The sequence below is a fragment of the Luteimonas sp. R10 genome (genome assembly GCF_045689605.1).
GTDB lineage: Bacteria > Pseudomonadota > Gammaproteobacteria > Xanthomonadales > Xanthomonadaceae > Luteimonas.
On sequence record NZ_CP141262.1, the window covers coordinates 1,621,023 to 1,637,458 of the forward strand.

Here is a 16,436-nt window from a genome sequence, read left to right on the forward strand (position 1 = left end):
AGCGAATGACCACCCTGCTGCGCATCATCGCGTGGGCCCTGGCGCTGGCGCTCGTGGCGTTGCCCGTCGTCGCGGTGCTGCAGGGCTGGATCGGCAGCGAGCGCTGGCCGCTGCGCACGTTGCGCGTGGTCGGGCAGGTCGAACGCGTCGAGGACCGGGCGCTGCGCGAGGCGGTGCTGCCGTTCGCGCGGCACGGCTTCTTCGCCATGCGGCTGAGCGACGCGCAGGCGGCGGTGGCGCGGCTGCCGTGGGTGGAGCGCGCCGAGGTGCGCAAGCGCTGGCCGGACGTGGTCGAGGTGCGGATCGTCGAGCACCGGCCGTTCGCGCGCTGGGGCGAGGACCGGCTGCTGTCGGAGCAGGGACGGCTGTTCCCTCTGGCCGGGATCGACCCGCCGCCGCAGCTGCCGCTGCTGCACGGCCCGGACGCGCGCGTGGCCGACGTGGTCGCGCTGTACAACGAGGCGCGGGTGCTGTTCACCCCGTCCGGCTACCAGGTGCGGCGGCTGGCGCTGGACGAGCGCGGAAGCTGGTCGCTGACGCTGTCCAACGGCACCGAGGTCACGGTCGGCAGCCAGCAGGCGCGCACCCGCCTGGAGCGCTTCGCGCGCCTGCTGCCGCGCCTGCTGCACCAGAAGACCACGCCGCTGCGGCGCGCCGACCTCCGCTACACCAACGGCTTCGCACTGACCTGGGGTGATCAGGAAACAGGGGGCACGGGCACAGGTGCCACAGCGGCAAGCGCTGCGCCAGTGGCGGCCGATGCATTCCCCGCCTTTGCGAATCACCAATCACGAATCACGAATCACGGCTCCCCAACATGAACCGAAAAGGCGACAAGGCCCTCATCGTCGGACTCGACATCGGCACCTCCAAGGTGGTGGCGCTGGTCGGCGAGTATTCGCCGGGCAATCCCATCGAGGTGATCGGCATCGGCTCGCACGAATCGCGCGGGCTCAAGCGCGGCGTGGTGGTCGATATCGAGTCCACCGTGCAGTCGATCCAGCGCGCGATCGAGGAGGCCGAGCTGATGGCCGGCTGCGAGATCCGCTCGGTCTACGCCTCGATTTCCGGCAACCACGTGCAGTGCAAGAACTCGCCCGGCATCGTGCCGATCCGCGACAGCGAGGTCACCTGGGCCGACCTGGACCGTGTACTGGAGGCCGCCAAGGCCGTCGCGATCCCGGCCGACCAGCGCATCCTGCACGCGATCCCGCGCGAGTACGTGCTCGACGATTCGCAGGAAGGCATCCGCAACCCGGTCGGCATGACCGGCGTGCGCCTGGAGGTGCATGCGCACCTGGTGGTGTGCGCGCAGTCGGCCGCGGCCAACATCAGCAAGTGCGTGCAGCGCTGCGGACTGCAGATCGACGACTTGGTGCTGTCGTCGCTGGCCTCGAGCACCGCGGTGCTGACCAGCGACGAGCGCGAGCTCGGCGTGGCGCTGGTCGATCTCGGCGCCGGCACCACGGACCTGGCGGTGTTCGTGCAGGGCGCGATCTGCCACACCGCGAGCCTGCCGATCGCTGGCGACAAGGTCACCGAGGACATCGCGCACATGCTGCGCACGCCCACGCCCGAGGCCGAGCAGATCAAGGTGCGCTACGCCTGCGCGCTGGCGCAGCTGGCCACCAGCGAGGAGTCGATCCAGGTGCCGAGCGTCGGCGACCGCCCGCCGCGGCGGCTGCCGCGGCAGTCGCTGGCGCAGGCGGTGCAGGCGCGCTACGAGGAGATCTTCGAAATGGTGCAGGCGGAACTGCGCCGCTCGGGCTTCGAGCAGCACGTGCGCGCCGGCATGGTGCTGACCGGCGGCGCCGCGAAGATGGAAGGCGTGGTCGAGTTGGCCGAGGAAATGCTGCAGATGCCGGTGCGCGTGGGCATCCCGCAGCACGTCACCGGCCTGGGCGAGGTGGTGGGCAACCCGGTGCACGCCACCGGCGTCGGCCTGCTGCTGATGGGCAGCCAGATCGAGCACCCGCGCCGCCCGGTGATCCCGGCCGGGCGCGCGGGCAGTTTCTTCAAGAAGTTGAAGGAGTGGTACAGGGGCGAGTTCTGACGAACTCGCCCGGGAATGGGGAATAGGGAATGGGGAATCGGAAAAGCAGGAACGAGAGCGGAACGGACACGCAAACAAGCGGATGGTGGCAGCGAAATGATTGCGGAATGACAGAACAGCGAAGCGGCACACAACAATAACGCCGGTGCCGGGCGATGGGTTCAGACGGGTGGAAACTGCTTTTCCGATTCCCGATTCCCCATTCCCGATTCCCGGCTCTTCAAGAGGACACGGACATGGCACATTTCGAACTGGTAGAAAAGATGGCGCCTAACGCCGTCATCAAGGTGATCGGCGTGGGCGGAGGCGGCGGCAACGCCGTCGGGCACATGGTCAACAGCAGCGTCGACGGGGTGGAGTTCATCACCGCCAACACCGACGCGCAGGCGATCAAGAACTGCGGGGCCAAGCTGCAGCTGCAGCTCGGCGGCAACGTCACCAAGGGGCTGGGCGCGGGCGCGAATCCCGAGGTCGGCCGCCAGGCCGCGCTCGAGGACCGCGAGATCATCATGGATGCGCTGCAGGGCGCCGACATGGTGTTCATCACCGCCGGCATGGGCGGCGGCACCGGCACCGGCGCCGCGCCGGTGGTGGCGCAGCTGGCCAAGGAGATGGGGATCCTGACCGTCGCCGTGGTCACCAAGCCGTTCCCGTTCGAAGGCCGCCGCCGCATGCAGGTGGCGCTCAAGGGCATCGAGGACCTGTCGCAGCACTGCGATTCGCTGATCACCATCCCCAACGAGAAGCTGATCTCGGTGCTCGGCCGCAACGCCACCATGATCCAGGCCTTCCGCGCCGCCAATGACGTGCTGCTCGGCGCGGTGCAGGGCATCGCCGACCTGATCGTGCGCCCGGGCCTGATCAACGTCGACTTCGCCGACGTGCGCACCGTCATGAGCGAGATGGGCCTGGCGATGATGGGCACCGGCACCGCCCGCGGCGACGACCGCGCCCAGGCCGCGGCCGAGTCGGCGATCCAGAACCCGCTGCTCGACGACGTCAACCTGGCCGGCGCCAACGGCATCCTGGTCAACATCACCGCCGGCCCCGACTTCACCATGTCGGAGTTCGACGAGGTCGGCCGCACGGTGGAGAACTTCGCCAGCGAGGACGCCACCATCGTCATCGGCACCGTGCTCGACCAGGACATGCAGGACGAGGTGCGCGTCACCGTGGTCGCCACCGGCCTCAACCGCGCGGCCGCGCGGCAGGGCCTGCGCGGCGGCGATCGCGATTACGTCCAGGAGCCGGCGCGCCGCCCGCAGGTGCAGCTGATCCATACCCAGGCCAAGCGCGACGGCACCACCGGGCTGCCGATCGACGACGCCGTCGGCGGCGGATCGCAGGCGCCGAGCATCGCCTCGAGCCTGCGCGGACGCAGCGAGGAACCGTCGGCCAAGCCGGACGTCGCCGATTTCGGCAGCGACAGCAGCTACCTGGATATTCCCGCGTTCCTGCGCCGCCAGGCCGATTGATGGAGTCGCCATGGTAGGAGCGCACCGCAGGGGCGACCGCGCAGCCGGATACGCGTGTTCGCGCCCCTACGGTGCGCTCCTACGGGGCGGGGCGGATGTCGTGCCCCGTGCCTGTCCTTTTTTCCACCGGGCCCGTGCCGGCCCGGTGGTTTTTCGTCCCGCACCGCCGCAACCCTGCGTTCCATCGCGCCAGGTTGCCCATCGGCCGCATCTCCGGCCCGTACCTTCGTCGGCGAACGCCTGAATCGCGGCACGCGCGCGTACAAGGCCTGTCGGCCACTTCCGTTCAGGTTCAGCCATGCGTGCTAACCTGCGACCGTTAGGCCCAGGGCAGCCAGCCGCCGCGAGGCTTCCGGACCCCCACTGACCCCGCCGCCATGCCCCAGCAACGCACCATCAAGAACATCATCCGCGCCACCGGCGTGGGCCTGCACAGCGGCGAGAAGGTCTATCTCACCCTGCGTCCGGCCCCGGTGGACGGCGGCATCGTGTTCCGCCGCATCGACCTCGAGCCGGCCGTGGAGATTCCCGCGCGCGCCGACCTGGTCACCGAGACCATGCTCTGCACCGGCCTGACCCGCGGCGCCGGCAAGGTGATGACCGTCGAGCACCTGATGTCGGCCCTGGCCGGGCTCGGCATCGACAACCTGTTCGTCGACCTGTCGGCGCCCGAGGTGCCGATCATGGACGGCTCGTCCGGCCCGTTCGTGTTCCTGCTGCAGTCGGCCGGCATCGTGCTGCAGGACGCGCCCAAGCGCTTCATCCGCATCAAGCGGCCGGTCGAGGTGCGCGACGGCGACAAGATCGCCCGGTTCGAGCCCTACGACGGCTTCCGCCTCGGCTTCACCATCGAGTTCGACCACCCGGCGATCCCGACCGCGCAGTCGCGCGCCGTGGTCGACTTCTCCACCGAGGCCTACATCCGCGAAGTCAGCCGCGCGCGGACCTTCGGCTTCATGCGCGACCTGGAGTTCATGCGCGAACGCAACCTGGGCCTGGGCGGCTCGATGGACAACGCGATCGTGCTCGACGAGTTCCGGGTGCTCAACGACGACGGCCTGCGGTATGCCAACGAGTTCGTGCGCCACAAGATCCTGGACGCCATCGGCGACCTGTACCTCACCGGGCATCCGGTCCTCGGCGCATACGAGGGGCACAAGTCCGGCCACGCGCTCAACAACAAGCTGGCGCGGGCACTGATGGCGGAGCGGTCGGCCTGGGAGGAGGTCACCTTCAGCGACGATGCCCCGGCGCCGCTCGTCTACGGCGCGCCCGCCGCCGCTTAGTTCGCCTCGCACGAGGCGGCACTCTCTTCGGTCGCAAATGCCGAGCAGCGATCCGTCGCTCGGGTCGCCGTTCGCCGCGCGCCACCGGCCGCGTCCCCGGCCGATCGATCACAAACGTTAGCGCGCGTGAACTTATAACGAAAATTTAACGATTTATTGCCAAAACGTTAGTGCCCTGTTAACCCGACGTGAGTACATGGCCGGTAGCATGCCCCGTCGCCTGTCCTTTCCCGCGCCGGCTCCATGGAGCGGGGTCAGGATGGCTCAGGAGGTGCCCTTGCCGGGGTCGTCATCGGCCAGGAGCGCCAGGGCGTCGCGCAGCGCTGCATCCGCGCGCGCCGACATCGGACGTGGGGTCGATGCGGGCTGGGGAGGCCGCGGCATCGGCCGGGTGGTCTTGACGACGAACTCCGTGACATCCAGCCCGATGGAACGGGCCCCGTCGAGCAGTTCCGGGCCGGCCAGCCGCATGCGGGCGTGCCAGACCGGGGCATCGACGAGGTAGACGAGCCTGCGGCCGTCGACATTGCCCAGCCGCGCATGCGCGGCGAGCGGCGACGGCAGCAGGGGGCGCAATCGCTGATCCAGCGCGTCGAGCCAGAGGGCGCGGCGGACCGGATTGCCGGCGGCACCTTGCAGCAGCGCATCGAGCGCCGGCTGGGCGGGGGCGGCGCGGGCGGTCCCCGCGGGCGGCTTGGATCGTGAACCAGACATCGGAAGCATGACTCTACACAGCATCACCCATCAGGCGCGGATCCGCATCATGCACTGGTTGCAGCAGATCCGTGCCGCCGCGTTGCGCAAGCCGTTCGCCGCCGCCGCCGTGATCGCGGTGGCCGGCATGCTGTTCGGCGCCAGCATGGGCGCCAGCGAGATCTCGCGCCTGCACGCCAAGACCCTCGAGCAGCGGGCCAGCATCGAGCACACCCGCCGCGAGGCGCAGCGCGAGGTCAACGCGCTCTCCGCGCGCATGGGCGAGCTGCAGGCGCAGGCCAACCGGCTGAACGCGCTCGGCGAGCGGCTCACCCGGGTGGGCAAGCTCGGCGACGGCGAGTTCGATTTCACCGCCCCGGTCGGCCTCGGCGGCCCCGGCCCGGTGCAGGACATGCCGGCGCGCGGCCTTCGCGAGGGCATGGACGCGGTGGACGCGGAGCTGCGCGAATCCGGCCGCCAGTTGTCGGTCCTCGAGGCGCTGCTGTTCGATCAGGAACTCGAGCGCGCCGCGCTGCCTTCGCGGTCGCCGGTCGCCAGCAGCTACATCACCTCCGGCTACGGCAGCCGCGCCGATCCGTTCAACGGTGGCCGCGCCTTCCACAAGGGCATCGATTTCGACGCCCGCAGCGGCGATCCCGTGATGACCGTCGCCGACGGCGTGGTCAGCTATTCGGGGTACCGCAGCGGCTACGGCTACGTGGTCGAGGTCGACCACGGCAACGGTTACGTCACCCGCTACGCGCACAACTCGCGCAACACGGTGAAGGTGGGTGATCTGGTCCGGGTCGGTCAGCAGATCGCCAAGGCCGGCTCCACCGGCCGCTCGACCGGCGCGCACGTCCACTTCGAGGTCTGGGAGAACGGCCGCGTGGTCAATCCGCGCAAGTTCCTCGGCGACATGGGCGTGACCCGCGGCTGATCGCTTTGAACCCCTCTCCCTTTGAGGCGGAACCGCATGCTTGCGCGCCATTGGCGCGCGTGCGGTGGAACGCCCGCGCCGCTGGCGCGGGCCGGGGCGCGGAGCGGGGATTGGGGTGAGGGCACGGCGAAGTCGCGTTGGTTCGGCCGCTGCCGCTTCGCCGGACCCTCATCCGGCCCTTCGGGCCACCTTCTCCCGGAGGAAGAAGGGAAATGCACTTGGCTGAAGCCGTCCTCACAAGTGCCTCGATCTGCGCCCCCCATCGGTCTCCCGCGACCGCTTGAAAGGCGCCGGGGCCGTCCCCACGGTACAATGCGCGTTGCCAAAAAAGGGCGCCCGGCGCCCTTTTTCGTTGCCGGGACCAGGCGTCCCGCGCTCCCGATCTCCGACTTCCGGTAAACCCATGCTCAATCGCCTGCTCACCAGCGTCTTCGGCAGCCGCAACGAACGCCTCGTCAAACAGCTCGAAAAGATCGCCGCCAAGGTCAACGCCCTGGAAGCGCAGATGCAGGCCCTGTCGGACGCCGAACTGCAGGCCAAGACCTCGGAATTCAAGCAGCGAGTCGCCAACGGCGAATCGCTGGACAAGCTGCTTCCCGAGGCGTTCGCGGTCTGCCGCGAGGCCTCGCAGCGCGTGCTCGGCATGCGCCACTACGACGTGCAGCTGATCGGCGGCATGGTGCTGCACATGGGCAAGATCGCCGAGATGCGCACCGGCGAGGGCAAGACCCTGGTCGCGACGCTGCCGGTGTACCTCAACGCGCTGGAAGGCAAGGGCGTGCACGTGGTCACCGTCAACGACTACCTGGCGCGCCGCGACGCCGCCTGGATGGGCAAGCTGTACGAGTGGCTGGGCCTGTCGGTCGGGGTCGTCTTCCCGGGCATGCCGCATTCGGACAAGCACGCCGCCTACGGCGCCGACATCACCTACGGCACCAACAACGAGTTCGGTTTCGACTACCTGCGCGACAACATGGCGCTGGCCAAGGGCGACCGCTACCAGCGCGGGCTGAACTACGCGATCGTCGACGAGGTCGACTCGATCCTGATCGACGAGGCGCGCACGCCGCTGATCATCTCCGGCCCGGCCGACGAGTCGCCGGAGCTGTACATCAAGGTCAACCGCATCGTGCCCTCGCTCAAGCGCCAGGAGGTCGAGGACGGCGTCGGCGACTTCTGGGTCGACGAGAAGGGCAAGCAGGTGCACCTGTCCGAGGCCGGGCAGGAGCACGCCGAGGAACTGCTGCGCAAGGCCGGCATCCTCGATGCGGACGAAAGCCTGTACGACCCGCAGAACATCCACGTCGTGCACCACCTCAACGCCGCCATGCGCGCGCACGCGATCTACCAGCGCGACGTCGACTACATCGTGCGCGACGGCGAGGTGATCATCGTCGACGAGTTCACCGGCCGCACCCTGGCCGGGCGCCGCTGGTCCGACGGCCTGCACCAGGCGGTCGAGGCCAAGGAGGGCGTGCCGGTACAGCGCGAGAACCAGACGCTGGCCAGCATCACCTTCCAGAACCTGTTCCGCATGTACGGCAAGCTCGCCGGCATGACCGGCACCGCCGACACCGAGGCCTTCGAGTTCCAGAGCATCTACAGCCTGGAGGTGGTGGTCATCCCCACCCACCGGCCGATGGTGCGCAAGGACCATCCCGATGCCGTGTTCCTCAACCGCGCCGGCAAGTACCGCGCCGTCGCCCGCGAGATCCGCGAGTGCCACGAGAAGGGCCAGCCGGTGCTGGTCGGCACCACCTCGATCGAGGTCTCGGAGCTGCTGTCCACCCAGTTGCGCGAGGAGGGCATCCCGCACGAGGTGCTCAACGCCAAGCAGCACGAGCGCGAGGCCCAGATCATCGCCCACGCCGGCCGCCCCGGCGCGGTCACCATCGCCACCAACATGGCCGGCCGCGGCACGGACATCGTGCTCGGCGGCGCGCTCGAGGCCGAGCTGGCGGAGCTGGGCGAGGACGCCACCGGCGAGCAGAAGACGAAGGTGCGCGCCGACTGGCAGCAGCGCCACGACCAGGTCAAGGCCGCCGGCGGCCTGCACATCATCGGCACCGAGCGCCACGAGTCGCGGCGCATCGACAACCAGCTGCGCGGCCGCTCCGGCCGCCAGGGCGATCCCGGCTCCTCGCGCTTCTACCTGTCGCTGGAAGACAACCTGATGCGCATCTTCGCCGCCGACTGGGTGCAGCGGGTGATGGCGCGGATGGGCCTGCAGGAGGACGACATCATCGAAAGCCCGCTGGTGACCAAGCAGATCGCCAACGCGCAGCGCAAGGTGGAGGCGCACAACTTCGACATCCGCAAGAACCTGCTCGACTTCGACGACGTCAACAACGACCAGCGCAAGGTGATCTACGGCCAGCGCGACGAGCTGCTGGACGCCGACAGCGTCAAGGAGAACATCGACGGGATCCGCGGCGACGTGGTCGCCGAGCTCGTGGCGCGCCACGTGCCGCCGGAGTCGATCGACGACCAGTGGGACCTGCCGGGCCTGGAGTCCGCGCTGGAGCAGGAGTTCGGCCTGCGCCTGGAGCTGCAGCGCATGGTGCAGGAGAAGAAGGAGCTCGACGCCGACGGCATCGCCACGCACGTGATCGAGGCGGCCGACCGCCTGTTCGCCGACAAGGAGGCGCAGGTCGGCCCCGAGACCATGCGCATGCTGGAAAAGCACATCATGCTCAACGTGCTCGACCAGAACTGGAAGGAGCACCTGGGGCGGATGGACTACCTGCGCCAGGGCATCCATCTGCGCGGCTACGCGCAGAAGCAGCCGAAGCAGGAGTACAAGCGCGAGGCCTTCGCGCTGTTCTCGGACATGCTCGACAAGGTCAAGCACGAGGTGGTGACCCTGCTGGCGCGCGTGCGCGTGCGCAGCGAGGCCGAGATCGCCGCGATGGAGGCCGAGGAGCGGCGCCAGATCGAGGCCAAGCTCAAGCAGGCGCAGTTCCAGCACGCCGACGCCGGCGGCTACGGCGCCGACGAGGAAGCGGCCGAGCCGGACTACCAGCGCGACGGCCCGCGCGCGCAGATGCCGATCGTGCGCGAGGGCGCCAAGGTCGGCCGCAACGACCCGTGCCCCTGCGGCAGCGGCAAGAAGTACAAGCACTGCCATGGGCAACTGTCCTGACGACGGCCCTCGGCTCGCCGGCAACGCCTTCCGTAGAGCGGAGCTTGCTCCGCTGCTCCTGGCTCCGGCGCCTGTGCCGGCACAGGCGAGCAAGCTCGGCTCTACGGCGGGGTCGCCGGCGGCCGGTAAAGATCATGCCGCCTGTGGCAGCGTCCCGTGGGCACCCAACCCGCACCCCGCATTTCCCTTCTCCCGCTTGCGGGAGAAGGTGCCCGGAGAGCCTGCCCCGGACTCGGTCCGGGGGCGGATGAGGTCAGCTTTCACAGCGTCCCCCGGACGCCGCCGGCACCTGGACGGCCCGCGTGCCCGCGCCTGATGCATCGACCGGGGCCGGCACCGGCGACCGTGTCGTCGAAGTCGTCGCCGCCGCCATCACCGACCCCAGCGGCCGGGTGCTGCTCGCGCGGCGGACCGAAGGCCGCGATCTCGCCGGCCGGTGGGAATTCCCCGGAGGCAAGCGCGAGCCCGGAGAATCGCCCGAACAGGCGCTGGTGCGCGAACTGCGCGAGGAACTGGGGATCGAGGTCGCGGTCGGCGCTCCATTGATCGCCGTACCCCAGGCCTACCCGCACAAGCGCCTGCGCCTGGACGTCCGCCACGTCACCGCCTGGCGCGGCACGCCGCGGGGCCACGAGGGCCAGGCGCTGGCCTGGGTGCCGCAGCACAAGCTCGCCAGCTACGCCATGCCGCCGGCCGACCGGCCGGTGGTCGCGGCGCTCACCCGGCCCGATCGCTATCTCGTCACCCCCGCGCCCGATGCCGACGATGGCGCCTGGCTGCAAGGCATCGAGCGCGCCCTGGCCTCCGGCATCCGACGCCTGCACCTGCGCCTGCCCGGCGTCGAACGCAGCCGCCGCGAGCGGCTGGTCGCGGCCGCCGTGGAGCGCTGCCGCGCCGCCGGCGCCGAAGCGCTGGTCGGCGCCGACCCCGAGCTCGCCCGCGCCACCGGCGCCGGCCTGCACCTGCGCGCCGCCCAGCTCGCCGCGCTCGACGAACGGCCGCTGCCCGTGGACCGGCCGCTGGCGGCCTCCTGCCACGACCTGGACGAGCTCCGCCACGCCGAGCACCTCGGCTGCGACTTCGCCCTGCTCGGCCCGCTTGCGCCCACGCCAACCCATCCCGGCGCGCCCGGCCTCGGCTGGGCGCGGTTCGCCGCCCTGCGCGAAGCCGTCTCGCTGCCGATCTACGCCATCGGCGGCCTCGGCCCCGGCGACATCCCCGAAGCCCGCCGCCACGGCGCCCAGGGCATCGCCGCCATCCGCGCCCTCTGGCCTACCCGGACGAACTGACGCGTGCGCATGCCGGCGCGGTCGGCCCCCGCCGATGGAACCGCGTCGCAGCGAGCGACCGGCGCCGGCGACGAATGACCATTGTGGGAGCGACTGTGGGAGCGACGGAAGTCGCGACAGCGGCCTCCGCAAACGGTGTGATCCGTTAGCGGAAGCGCCGGATGTCGCGACTCCCGTCATCCCCGGGGGTGGAGCGTCGTCGCGACTTCGGGCAGCGGCATGCCACCCCGGCTTCCACAGGAAACGAGAGCCCTGGCGACCCGCCACGGACGATTGCGCCGGGGCTGCCCGCCGCAGGGGCGGGCGCTTGCGCTAGGCGTGCACGATGGCGAACACCCGGTAACGCCGGTCCAGCGCCGCCACATGGGCGTCCAGCATCTCCAACGGGCCGTCGTTGAAGACGGCGTCATCGGCCAGCGCCAGGCGCTCGTGCCGGCTCGCCTGTGCCTCGATCATCCGCGTCGCCAGTGCGTCGTCGATGCCGTCGCGCCGCAGCAGCCGGGCGTGCTGTACTTCCACCGGCACGTCCACCACCAGGAGCCGCTGCAGCCACGGGTAGGTCCTGCGTCCGCCGCCCTCGGCCAGCAGCGGGATCGCGGCGATCGCGTAGGGTCCCGGAGCGGCCTCGCAGGCGGCGCGCAGCGCCGTCCGCACGCGCGGGTGCACGATCGCCTCCAGCTTGCGGCGTTCGGCATCGTCGGTGAACACGCGGCGCCGCATCGCGGCGCGGTCGAGCGCGCCCGCCGCGTCGAGCACGGCCGGCCCGAACGCCGCCGCCACCTCCGCCAGTCCTTCGCTGCCCGGCGCCACCGCCTCGCGCGCGGCGATATCGGCGTCGGCCACCGTCACGCCGCGCGCCTCGAAACGCCGCGTGACCTCGCTCTTGCCGGACGCCACGCCGCCCGTCAGCCCGATGATGTAGTCGCTCATGGCCCTTTGTAACCGGCATCGCCGCGCGACGGAAGACGGTGCGGGGAATCGGCCATGCCGATCCGGGTGTCCCTCGTAGGAGCGCACCGCAGGGGCGCGACACCGCGGGTGCCGGCAGGATCCGGTGGATGCCGCGATGTCGGACCGGCAGGCGCGCCGGTCACCGGAATTCGCGTGCGGCGGCCATGCCCGCGGCGTTCGCGTCCCTGCGGTGCGCTCCTACGTGAGGGAGAGGCCGCTGTAGCGCAGGTACAGGGTCATCAGATCGCCGCCCCACATGAAGACCACCCAGCCGGCGATCGCCAGGAACGGCCCGAACGGGATCGGCGTGGCGCGGTCGCGGCCCTTCATCGCCAGCCAGATCGAGCCGAGGATCGCCCCGCTGACCGCCGACAGCAGGATGATCGGCAGGATGCCGGTCAGCCCGCACCAGGCCCCCAGCGCCGCCAGCAGCTTGAAGTCGCCATGGCCCATGCCTTCCTTGCCGGTGAGCTGCTTGAACAGCCACCACACCGACCACAGGCTCACGTAGCCGGCCACCGCGCCCAGCAGCGCCGGCTTGGCCGGCATGTACAGGTTGTCGGCCGCGGCGATCAGGCCCAGCCACATGAGCGGCAGGGTCAACTGGTCCGGCAGCAGGTGGGTGCGCAGGTCGATGCCCGACAGCGCGATCAGGAAGCACGTCAGCACGATCGCGCCGAACCCCTGCCAGCCGAACCCGAACCGCCAGACGCAGGCCACCACCAGCAGCATCGTCAGCAGCTCGACCAGCGGGTACTGGATCGAGATCGGCGCCTTGCAATGGCGGCACTTGCCGCGCAGCGCCAGCCAGCTGAACACCGGGATGTTCTCGTACCAGGACAGCTGGTGGCCGCAGTGCGGGCAATGCGAGCGTTCTACCACGATTCCCGGCGGCGGCGGATCGTACAGCTCCGGCTCCTCCAGGATCTCACGCGAATCGCGCTTCCACTCCCACTCCAGCCGCCTGGGCAGGCGCAGGATTACGACGTTGAGGAAGCTGCCCACCAGCAGCCCCAGTCCGGCCGCGGCCGGGAAACCGAGACCGGGATGCTGGTCGAGGAAGGCCATCTAGCGGATCTGTCCCGTCAGACCACGGCGGCGAGCTTGAAGATCGGCAGGTACATGCCGATCACCATAGCGCCCACGAGGATGCCGATAAAGATCATGACCATCGGCTCGATCAGACTCGACAGCGCATCCACCGCGTTGTTCACCTCTTCCTCATAGAACTCGGCCACCTTGAACAGCATCGAGTCCAACGCGCCTGCCTCTTCGCCGATCGCGGTCATCTGGATCACCATATGCGGGAACAGATTCACCTGCTTCATCGCCATGTTCATTTGGTAACCCACGGAGACGTCGTCGCGGATGCGCAGGGTGGCCTTCTCGTAGACGGAGTTGCCTGTGGCGCCCGCCACCGATTCCAGCGCCTCGACCAGCGGCACGCCGGCTTTGAAGGTGGTGGCCAGGGTGCGCGCGAAGCGTGCGATCGCCGAGTTGTGCAGGATGACGCCGAGTACCGGAATCTTGAGCATCATCCGGTCGACGAAGTGCTGGAGCGGGAGCGAGCGTTTGTACATGAAGATGAAGCCGAAGATCGCGACCACGGCGATCAACAGCAGCATCCACCAGTAGGAAACCATGAAGCGGCTGGCGGCAACGATCAATTGGGTGAATGCCGGCAGGTCGGCGCCGAAGCCTACGAACACCTGTTCGAACTGCGGTACCACGAAGATCAGCAGGATCGCGCTGACCAGGATCGCCACCGCGATCACCACGGCCGGATAGAACATGGCCTTCTTGATCTTGCCCTTCAGGCTCTCGATGTTCTCCTTGTAGGTGGCGATGGTGTCGAGCACCGTCTCCAGCACGCCCGCCGCCTCGCCGACCCTCACCAGATTGCGGGTCAGCTCGTCGAACTGGACAGGAAACTGGCCCAGCGCTTCGGCGAAGGAGGTGCCGTTCTCGATGTCGGTGCGGATGGCGTTGACCATCGACGCCATCTTCGGGTTCTTGTGTCCGTTGCCGATGATCTCCAGCGCCTGCACGATCGGCACGCCGGACTTGATCATGGTGGCGATCTGGCGGCTGAAGACCGCGATCTCCTTCGGCGTGATCTTGCGCCCGGCGCTGCCGAACAGCGGCTTGGACTTGGTCTTGACGATGGTAGGGTTGATGCCCTGCTTGCGCAGTTCGGCGCGCAACATATTGGCGTTCTTCGCCTGCTGCTCGCCCTTCATCTTGGTGCCGCGCTTGTCGGTGCCCTCCCAGACGAAGGTGTCGAGGGTCACGCCCTGACGCGCGGTGGCGGGCCTGGCCCCCTTGCGCGCGGCGGTCTTGGCGGCGGTACGAGTCACGGCCATCTTTGAGCTCCCCTGGCCCGGCCTCCCCGGGCCGGTATGATCCCGCATGGTAGCCGGTTGCGGGCCGATGTGAAATTTGCGTTTGTGACGGCCCGCAGGGTTTGGGCTACCAACCCCGGCGGCCCCTCCGCAGGAGCGCGCCATGCGCGCGATGCCGCGGGCATCTCGGCGCCCGGTGGCTCCCGGTCCCCGGTGCGTCTCCGGCGCGCGGCGAGACCGCCGATGGTCGGGACCGGAGACACCCGCGGTATCGCGCGCATGGCGCGCTCCTACGGGGCGGGGCGGGTCAGTCCTTGGTTACCCGGTTGATCTCCGCCAAGCTGGTCACCCCCATCTTCGCCTTCAGCAGTGCCGATTTCCGCAGGTCGTTGATCCCGGCCCGCTCCGCCACCTCGGCGATCTGCATCGCGTTGCCGCCCTGCAGCACGATTTCCTGGATCTCGTCGCTCATCGGCATCACCTGGTAGATGCCGGTGCGACCCTTGTAGCCGTTGGTGCACTCGTCGCAGCCCACCGCCTCATAGATCTTGATGCCGGCGTGCACCTCGTCGGCGGTGAACCCTTCGGCCAGCAGCGCCACGTCCGGCAGTTCCACTGGCTTCTTGCAGCGGTCACACAGGCGCCGTGCCAGCCGCTGGGCGATCACCAGCGTCACCGAGCTGGTGATGTTGTACGGCGCGATGCCCATGTTCATCAGGCGCGAGATGGTCTGCGGCGCATCGTTGGTGTGCAGCGTCGACAGCACCATGTGGCCGGTCTGCGCCGCCTTGATCGCGATCTCGGCGGTCTCCAGGTCGCGGATCTCGCCAACCATGATCACATCCGGGTCCTGGCGCAGGAAGCTGCGCAGCGCGGCGGCGAAGGTCATGCCGCGCTTGACGTTCATCTGCACCTGATTGACGCCCGGCATGCGGATCTCCACAGGATCCTCGACGGCGGAGATGTTGCGCACGTCGTCGTTGAGGATGTTCAGCGCCGTATACAGCGACACCGTCTTGCCGGAGCCCGTGGGGCCGGTGACCAGCACCATGCCGTAGGGCTTCTGGATGGCCTCGAGAAACAGCGCCTTCTGGTTCTCCTCATAGCCCAGCTTGTCGATCCCTAGCTTGGCGGCGCCGGCGTCGAGGATACGCAGCACTACCTTCTCGCCGAACAGGGTGGGCAGGGTGCTGACGCGGAAGTCGATCTGCTTGGTCTTGGACAGGTTCAGCTTGATGCGGCCGTCCTGCGGTACCCGCTTTTCGGCGATGTCCAACTGCGCCATCACCTTCAGACGGGCGGTGATGCGCTGGTTGAGCTTGACCGGCATCTTCGCCGTGGGCTTGAGGATACCGTCGATGCGCAGCCGCACCCGGTAATCGGTCTCGTACGGCTCGAAATGGATGTCCGAGGCCCCTTTCTTGATCGCCTCCACCAGCACCTTGTTGACGAATTTCACCACGGGGGTGTCGTCGCCCTTGACATCCGTGGCGCTCTCGGCGGCCTCGTCGCCGCCCACGTCCAGCCCTTCCAGGCCGTCGGCATCGTTCAGGGCATCGCCGAAGCTGTCGTGGACCTCCAGCCAGACCTCCAGCGTGCGCTTCAGCGTATCCTCGTCGACCAGGATCGGCTCCACCACCAGGTTGGTGTGGAACTTCACCTCGTCCAGGGCGTGGGTATTGGTGGGGTCGGCGGTGCCCACGAACAGCTTGCCGCCGCGTTTGAACAGCGGCAGCACACAGTGCTTGCGCAGCAGCTCTTCCTTGACCAGCTTCACCGCGCCCTGGCTGGCATCCATCGTGGCCGGGTCGAACACCGGCATGCCGAACTCAATCGAGTTCGCGGCGGCCAGCTGCGCCGCCGACACCAGCTTGTGCTCGCGCAGCCAGCCGGCGATCGGCTTGCGCTCGGCGGTGGCCTTGTCCAGCGCCTCGCGGGCGGCGGTGTCGTCCAGGGCGCCGTCCAGCACCAGGCGCCGGGCGATGCCGGTGATGCCGACCAGGTTGGCGGACGCAACGGCGTTCATCGGTCAGGTTCTCCCCCTAAAGTCGCCCGACTTTACCGCAACAACGCAGGATCGATGTTGAACAGGCCACGGTGACTTGCCTCCGTAGGAGCGCGCCATGCGCGCGATACCGGCGCCCGATCAGGCCACCGAAACGTCCAGTGCCACCGCGGCCCGAACTGTGCCTCACGTCAACACCCGACCGGGCGCCGATTCCCGGGCGGACACCAAAGCTTCCCCGCCCAACCCCCTTCCGGCTA

General features: G+C 69.1%; 12 protein-coding genes. 7 read left to right on the forward strand and 5 right to left on the reverse strand.

The genetic code is table 11. The features are described from left to right. Window positions 1-5 precede the first annotated feature (5 nt). From U3649_RS06790 to lpxC, 4 genes are all read left to right on the forward strand, one after another. Window positions 6-821 carry a cell division protein FtsQ/DivIB gene (locus U3649_RS06790; protein WP_407354103.1) on the forward strand — a complete coding sequence of 272 codons (816 nt, stop codon included), beginning with the start codon at window positions 6-8 and terminating at the stop codon, window positions 819-821. Then, window positions 818-2,053, forward strand: a complete 1,236-nt coding sequence (gene ftsA / locus U3649_RS06795) for a cell division protein FtsA (protein WP_407354104.1) — start codon at window positions 818-820, stop codon at window positions 2,051-2,053. Before U3649_RS06790 ends, ftsA begins: the two co-directional genes overlap by 4 nt. A gap of 236 nt (window positions 2,054-2,289) precedes the next feature. After that, entirely contained in the window at window positions 2,290-3,528 is a 1,239-nt protein-coding gene (gene ftsZ / locus U3649_RS06800; protein ID WP_407354105.1) for a cell division protein FtsZ, read from the forward strand. 377 nt (window positions 3,529-3,905) lie between these two features. Then, a complete protein-coding gene (gene lpxC / locus U3649_RS06805; protein WP_407354106.1) occupies window positions 3,906-4,814 on the forward strand; it encodes a UDP-3-O-acyl-N-acetylglucosamine deacetylase in 909 nt (302 codons plus the stop codon). A 264-nt stretch (window positions 4,815-5,078) separates the two neighbouring features. On the opposite strand, the gene U3649_RS06810 is transcribed toward lpxC, so the two are convergent. Beyond that, window positions 5,079-5,528, reverse strand: coding sequence for a DciA family protein (locus tag U3649_RS06810; RefSeq protein ID WP_407354563.1), 450 nt, complete (start codon window positions 5,526-5,528; stop codon window positions 5,079-5,081). A 7-nt stretch (window positions 5,529-5,535) separates the two neighbouring features. Between U3649_RS06810 and U3649_RS06815 the strand changes: the two genes are divergently transcribed. From U3649_RS06815 to U3649_RS06825, 3 genes are all read left to right on the forward strand, one after another. Continuing rightward, window positions 5,536-6,447 (forward strand): M23 family metallopeptidase, encoded by a 912-nt coding sequence (locus U3649_RS06815; protein WP_407354107.1) that lies wholly within the window; start codon window positions 5,536-5,538, stop codon window positions 6,445-6,447. Between the two features lie 403 nt (window positions 6,448-6,850). Next, window positions 6,851-9,589 (forward strand): preprotein translocase subunit SecA, encoded by a 2,739-nt coding sequence (gene secA / locus U3649_RS06820; protein WP_407354108.1) that lies wholly within the window; start codon window positions 6,851-6,853, stop codon window positions 9,587-9,589. A gap of 302 nt (window positions 9,590-9,891) precedes the next feature. Then, window positions 9,892-10,878: a Nudix family hydrolase gene (locus U3649_RS06825; RefSeq protein ID WP_407354109.1), complete on the forward strand. Its 987-nt coding sequence runs from the start codon at window positions 9,892-9,894 to the stop codon at window positions 10,876-10,878. A 312-nt stretch (window positions 10,879-11,190) separates the two neighbouring features. Here U3649_RS06825 and coaE read toward each other — a convergent pair whose 3' ends face one another. The 4 genes from coaE to pilB all read right to left on the reverse strand — a co-directional run bounded on the left by coaE (window position 11,191) and on the right by pilB (window position 16,197). Next, on the reverse strand, window positions 11,191-11,808 hold the full coding sequence (gene coaE / locus U3649_RS06830) for a dephospho-CoA kinase (protein WP_407354110.1): 618 nt from the start codon (window positions 11,806-11,808) through the stop codon (window positions 11,191-11,193). A 219-nt stretch (window positions 11,809-12,027) separates the two neighbouring features. Further along, window positions 12,028-12,897, reverse strand: coding sequence for a prepilin peptidase (locus U3649_RS06835; RefSeq protein ID WP_407354111.1), 870 nt, complete (start codon window positions 12,895-12,897; stop codon window positions 12,028-12,030). A gap of 17 nt (window positions 12,898-12,914) precedes the next feature. Next, window positions 12,915-14,192, reverse strand: a complete 1,278-nt coding sequence (locus U3649_RS06840; protein WP_407354564.1) for a type II secretion system F family protein — start codon at window positions 14,190-14,192, stop codon at window positions 12,915-12,917. 286 nt (window positions 14,193-14,478) lie between these two features. After that, window positions 14,479-16,197 carry a type IV-A pilus assembly ATPase PilB gene (gene pilB / locus U3649_RS06845; RefSeq protein ID WP_407354112.1) on the reverse strand — a complete coding sequence of 573 codons (1,719 nt, stop codon included), beginning with the start codon at window positions 16,195-16,197 and terminating at the stop codon, window positions 14,479-14,481. Between the last annotated feature and the right edge of the window lie 239 nt (window positions 16,198-16,436).

Coding starts and splice junctions, on each gene's coding strand:
- pilB (WP_407354112.1), bottom strand. CDS start 16,197: ATGAACGCCGTTGCGTCCGCCAACCTGGTCGGCATCACCGGCATCGCC.
- U3649_RS06810 (WP_407354563.1), bottom strand. CDS start 5,528: ATGTCTGGTTCACGATCCAAGCCGCCCGCGGGGACCGCCCGCGCCGCC.
- U3649_RS06790 (WP_407354103.1), top strand. CDS start 6: ATGACCACCCTGCTGCGCATCATCGCGTGGGCCCTGGCGCTGGCGCTC.
- U3649_RS06840 (WP_407354564.1), bottom strand. CDS start 14,192: ATGGCCGTGACTCGTACCGCCGCCAAGACCGCCGCGCGCAAGGGGGCC.
- lpxC (WP_407354106.1), top strand. CDS start 3,906: ATGCCCCAGCAACGCACCATCAAGAACATCATCCGCGCCACCGGCGTG.
- U3649_RS06835 (WP_407354111.1), bottom strand. CDS start 12,897: ATGGCCTTCCTCGACCAGCATCCCGGTCTCGGTTTCCCGGCCGCGGCC.
- ftsZ (WP_407354105.1), top strand. CDS start 2,290: ATGGCACATTTCGAACTGGTAGAAAAGATGGCGCCTAACGCCGTCATC.
- secA (WP_407354108.1), top strand. CDS start 6,851: ATGCTCAATCGCCTGCTCACCAGCGTCTTCGGCAGCCGCAACGAACGC.
- U3649_RS06815 (WP_407354107.1), top strand. CDS start 5,536: ATGACTCTACACAGCATCACCCATCAGGCGCGGATCCGCATCATGCAC.
- ftsA (WP_407354104.1), top strand. CDS start 818: ATGAACCGAAAAGGCGACAAGGCCCTCATCGTCGGACTCGACATCGGC.
- coaE (WP_407354110.1), bottom strand. CDS start 11,808: ATGAGCGACTACATCATCGGGCTGACGGGCGGCGTGGCGTCCGGCAAG.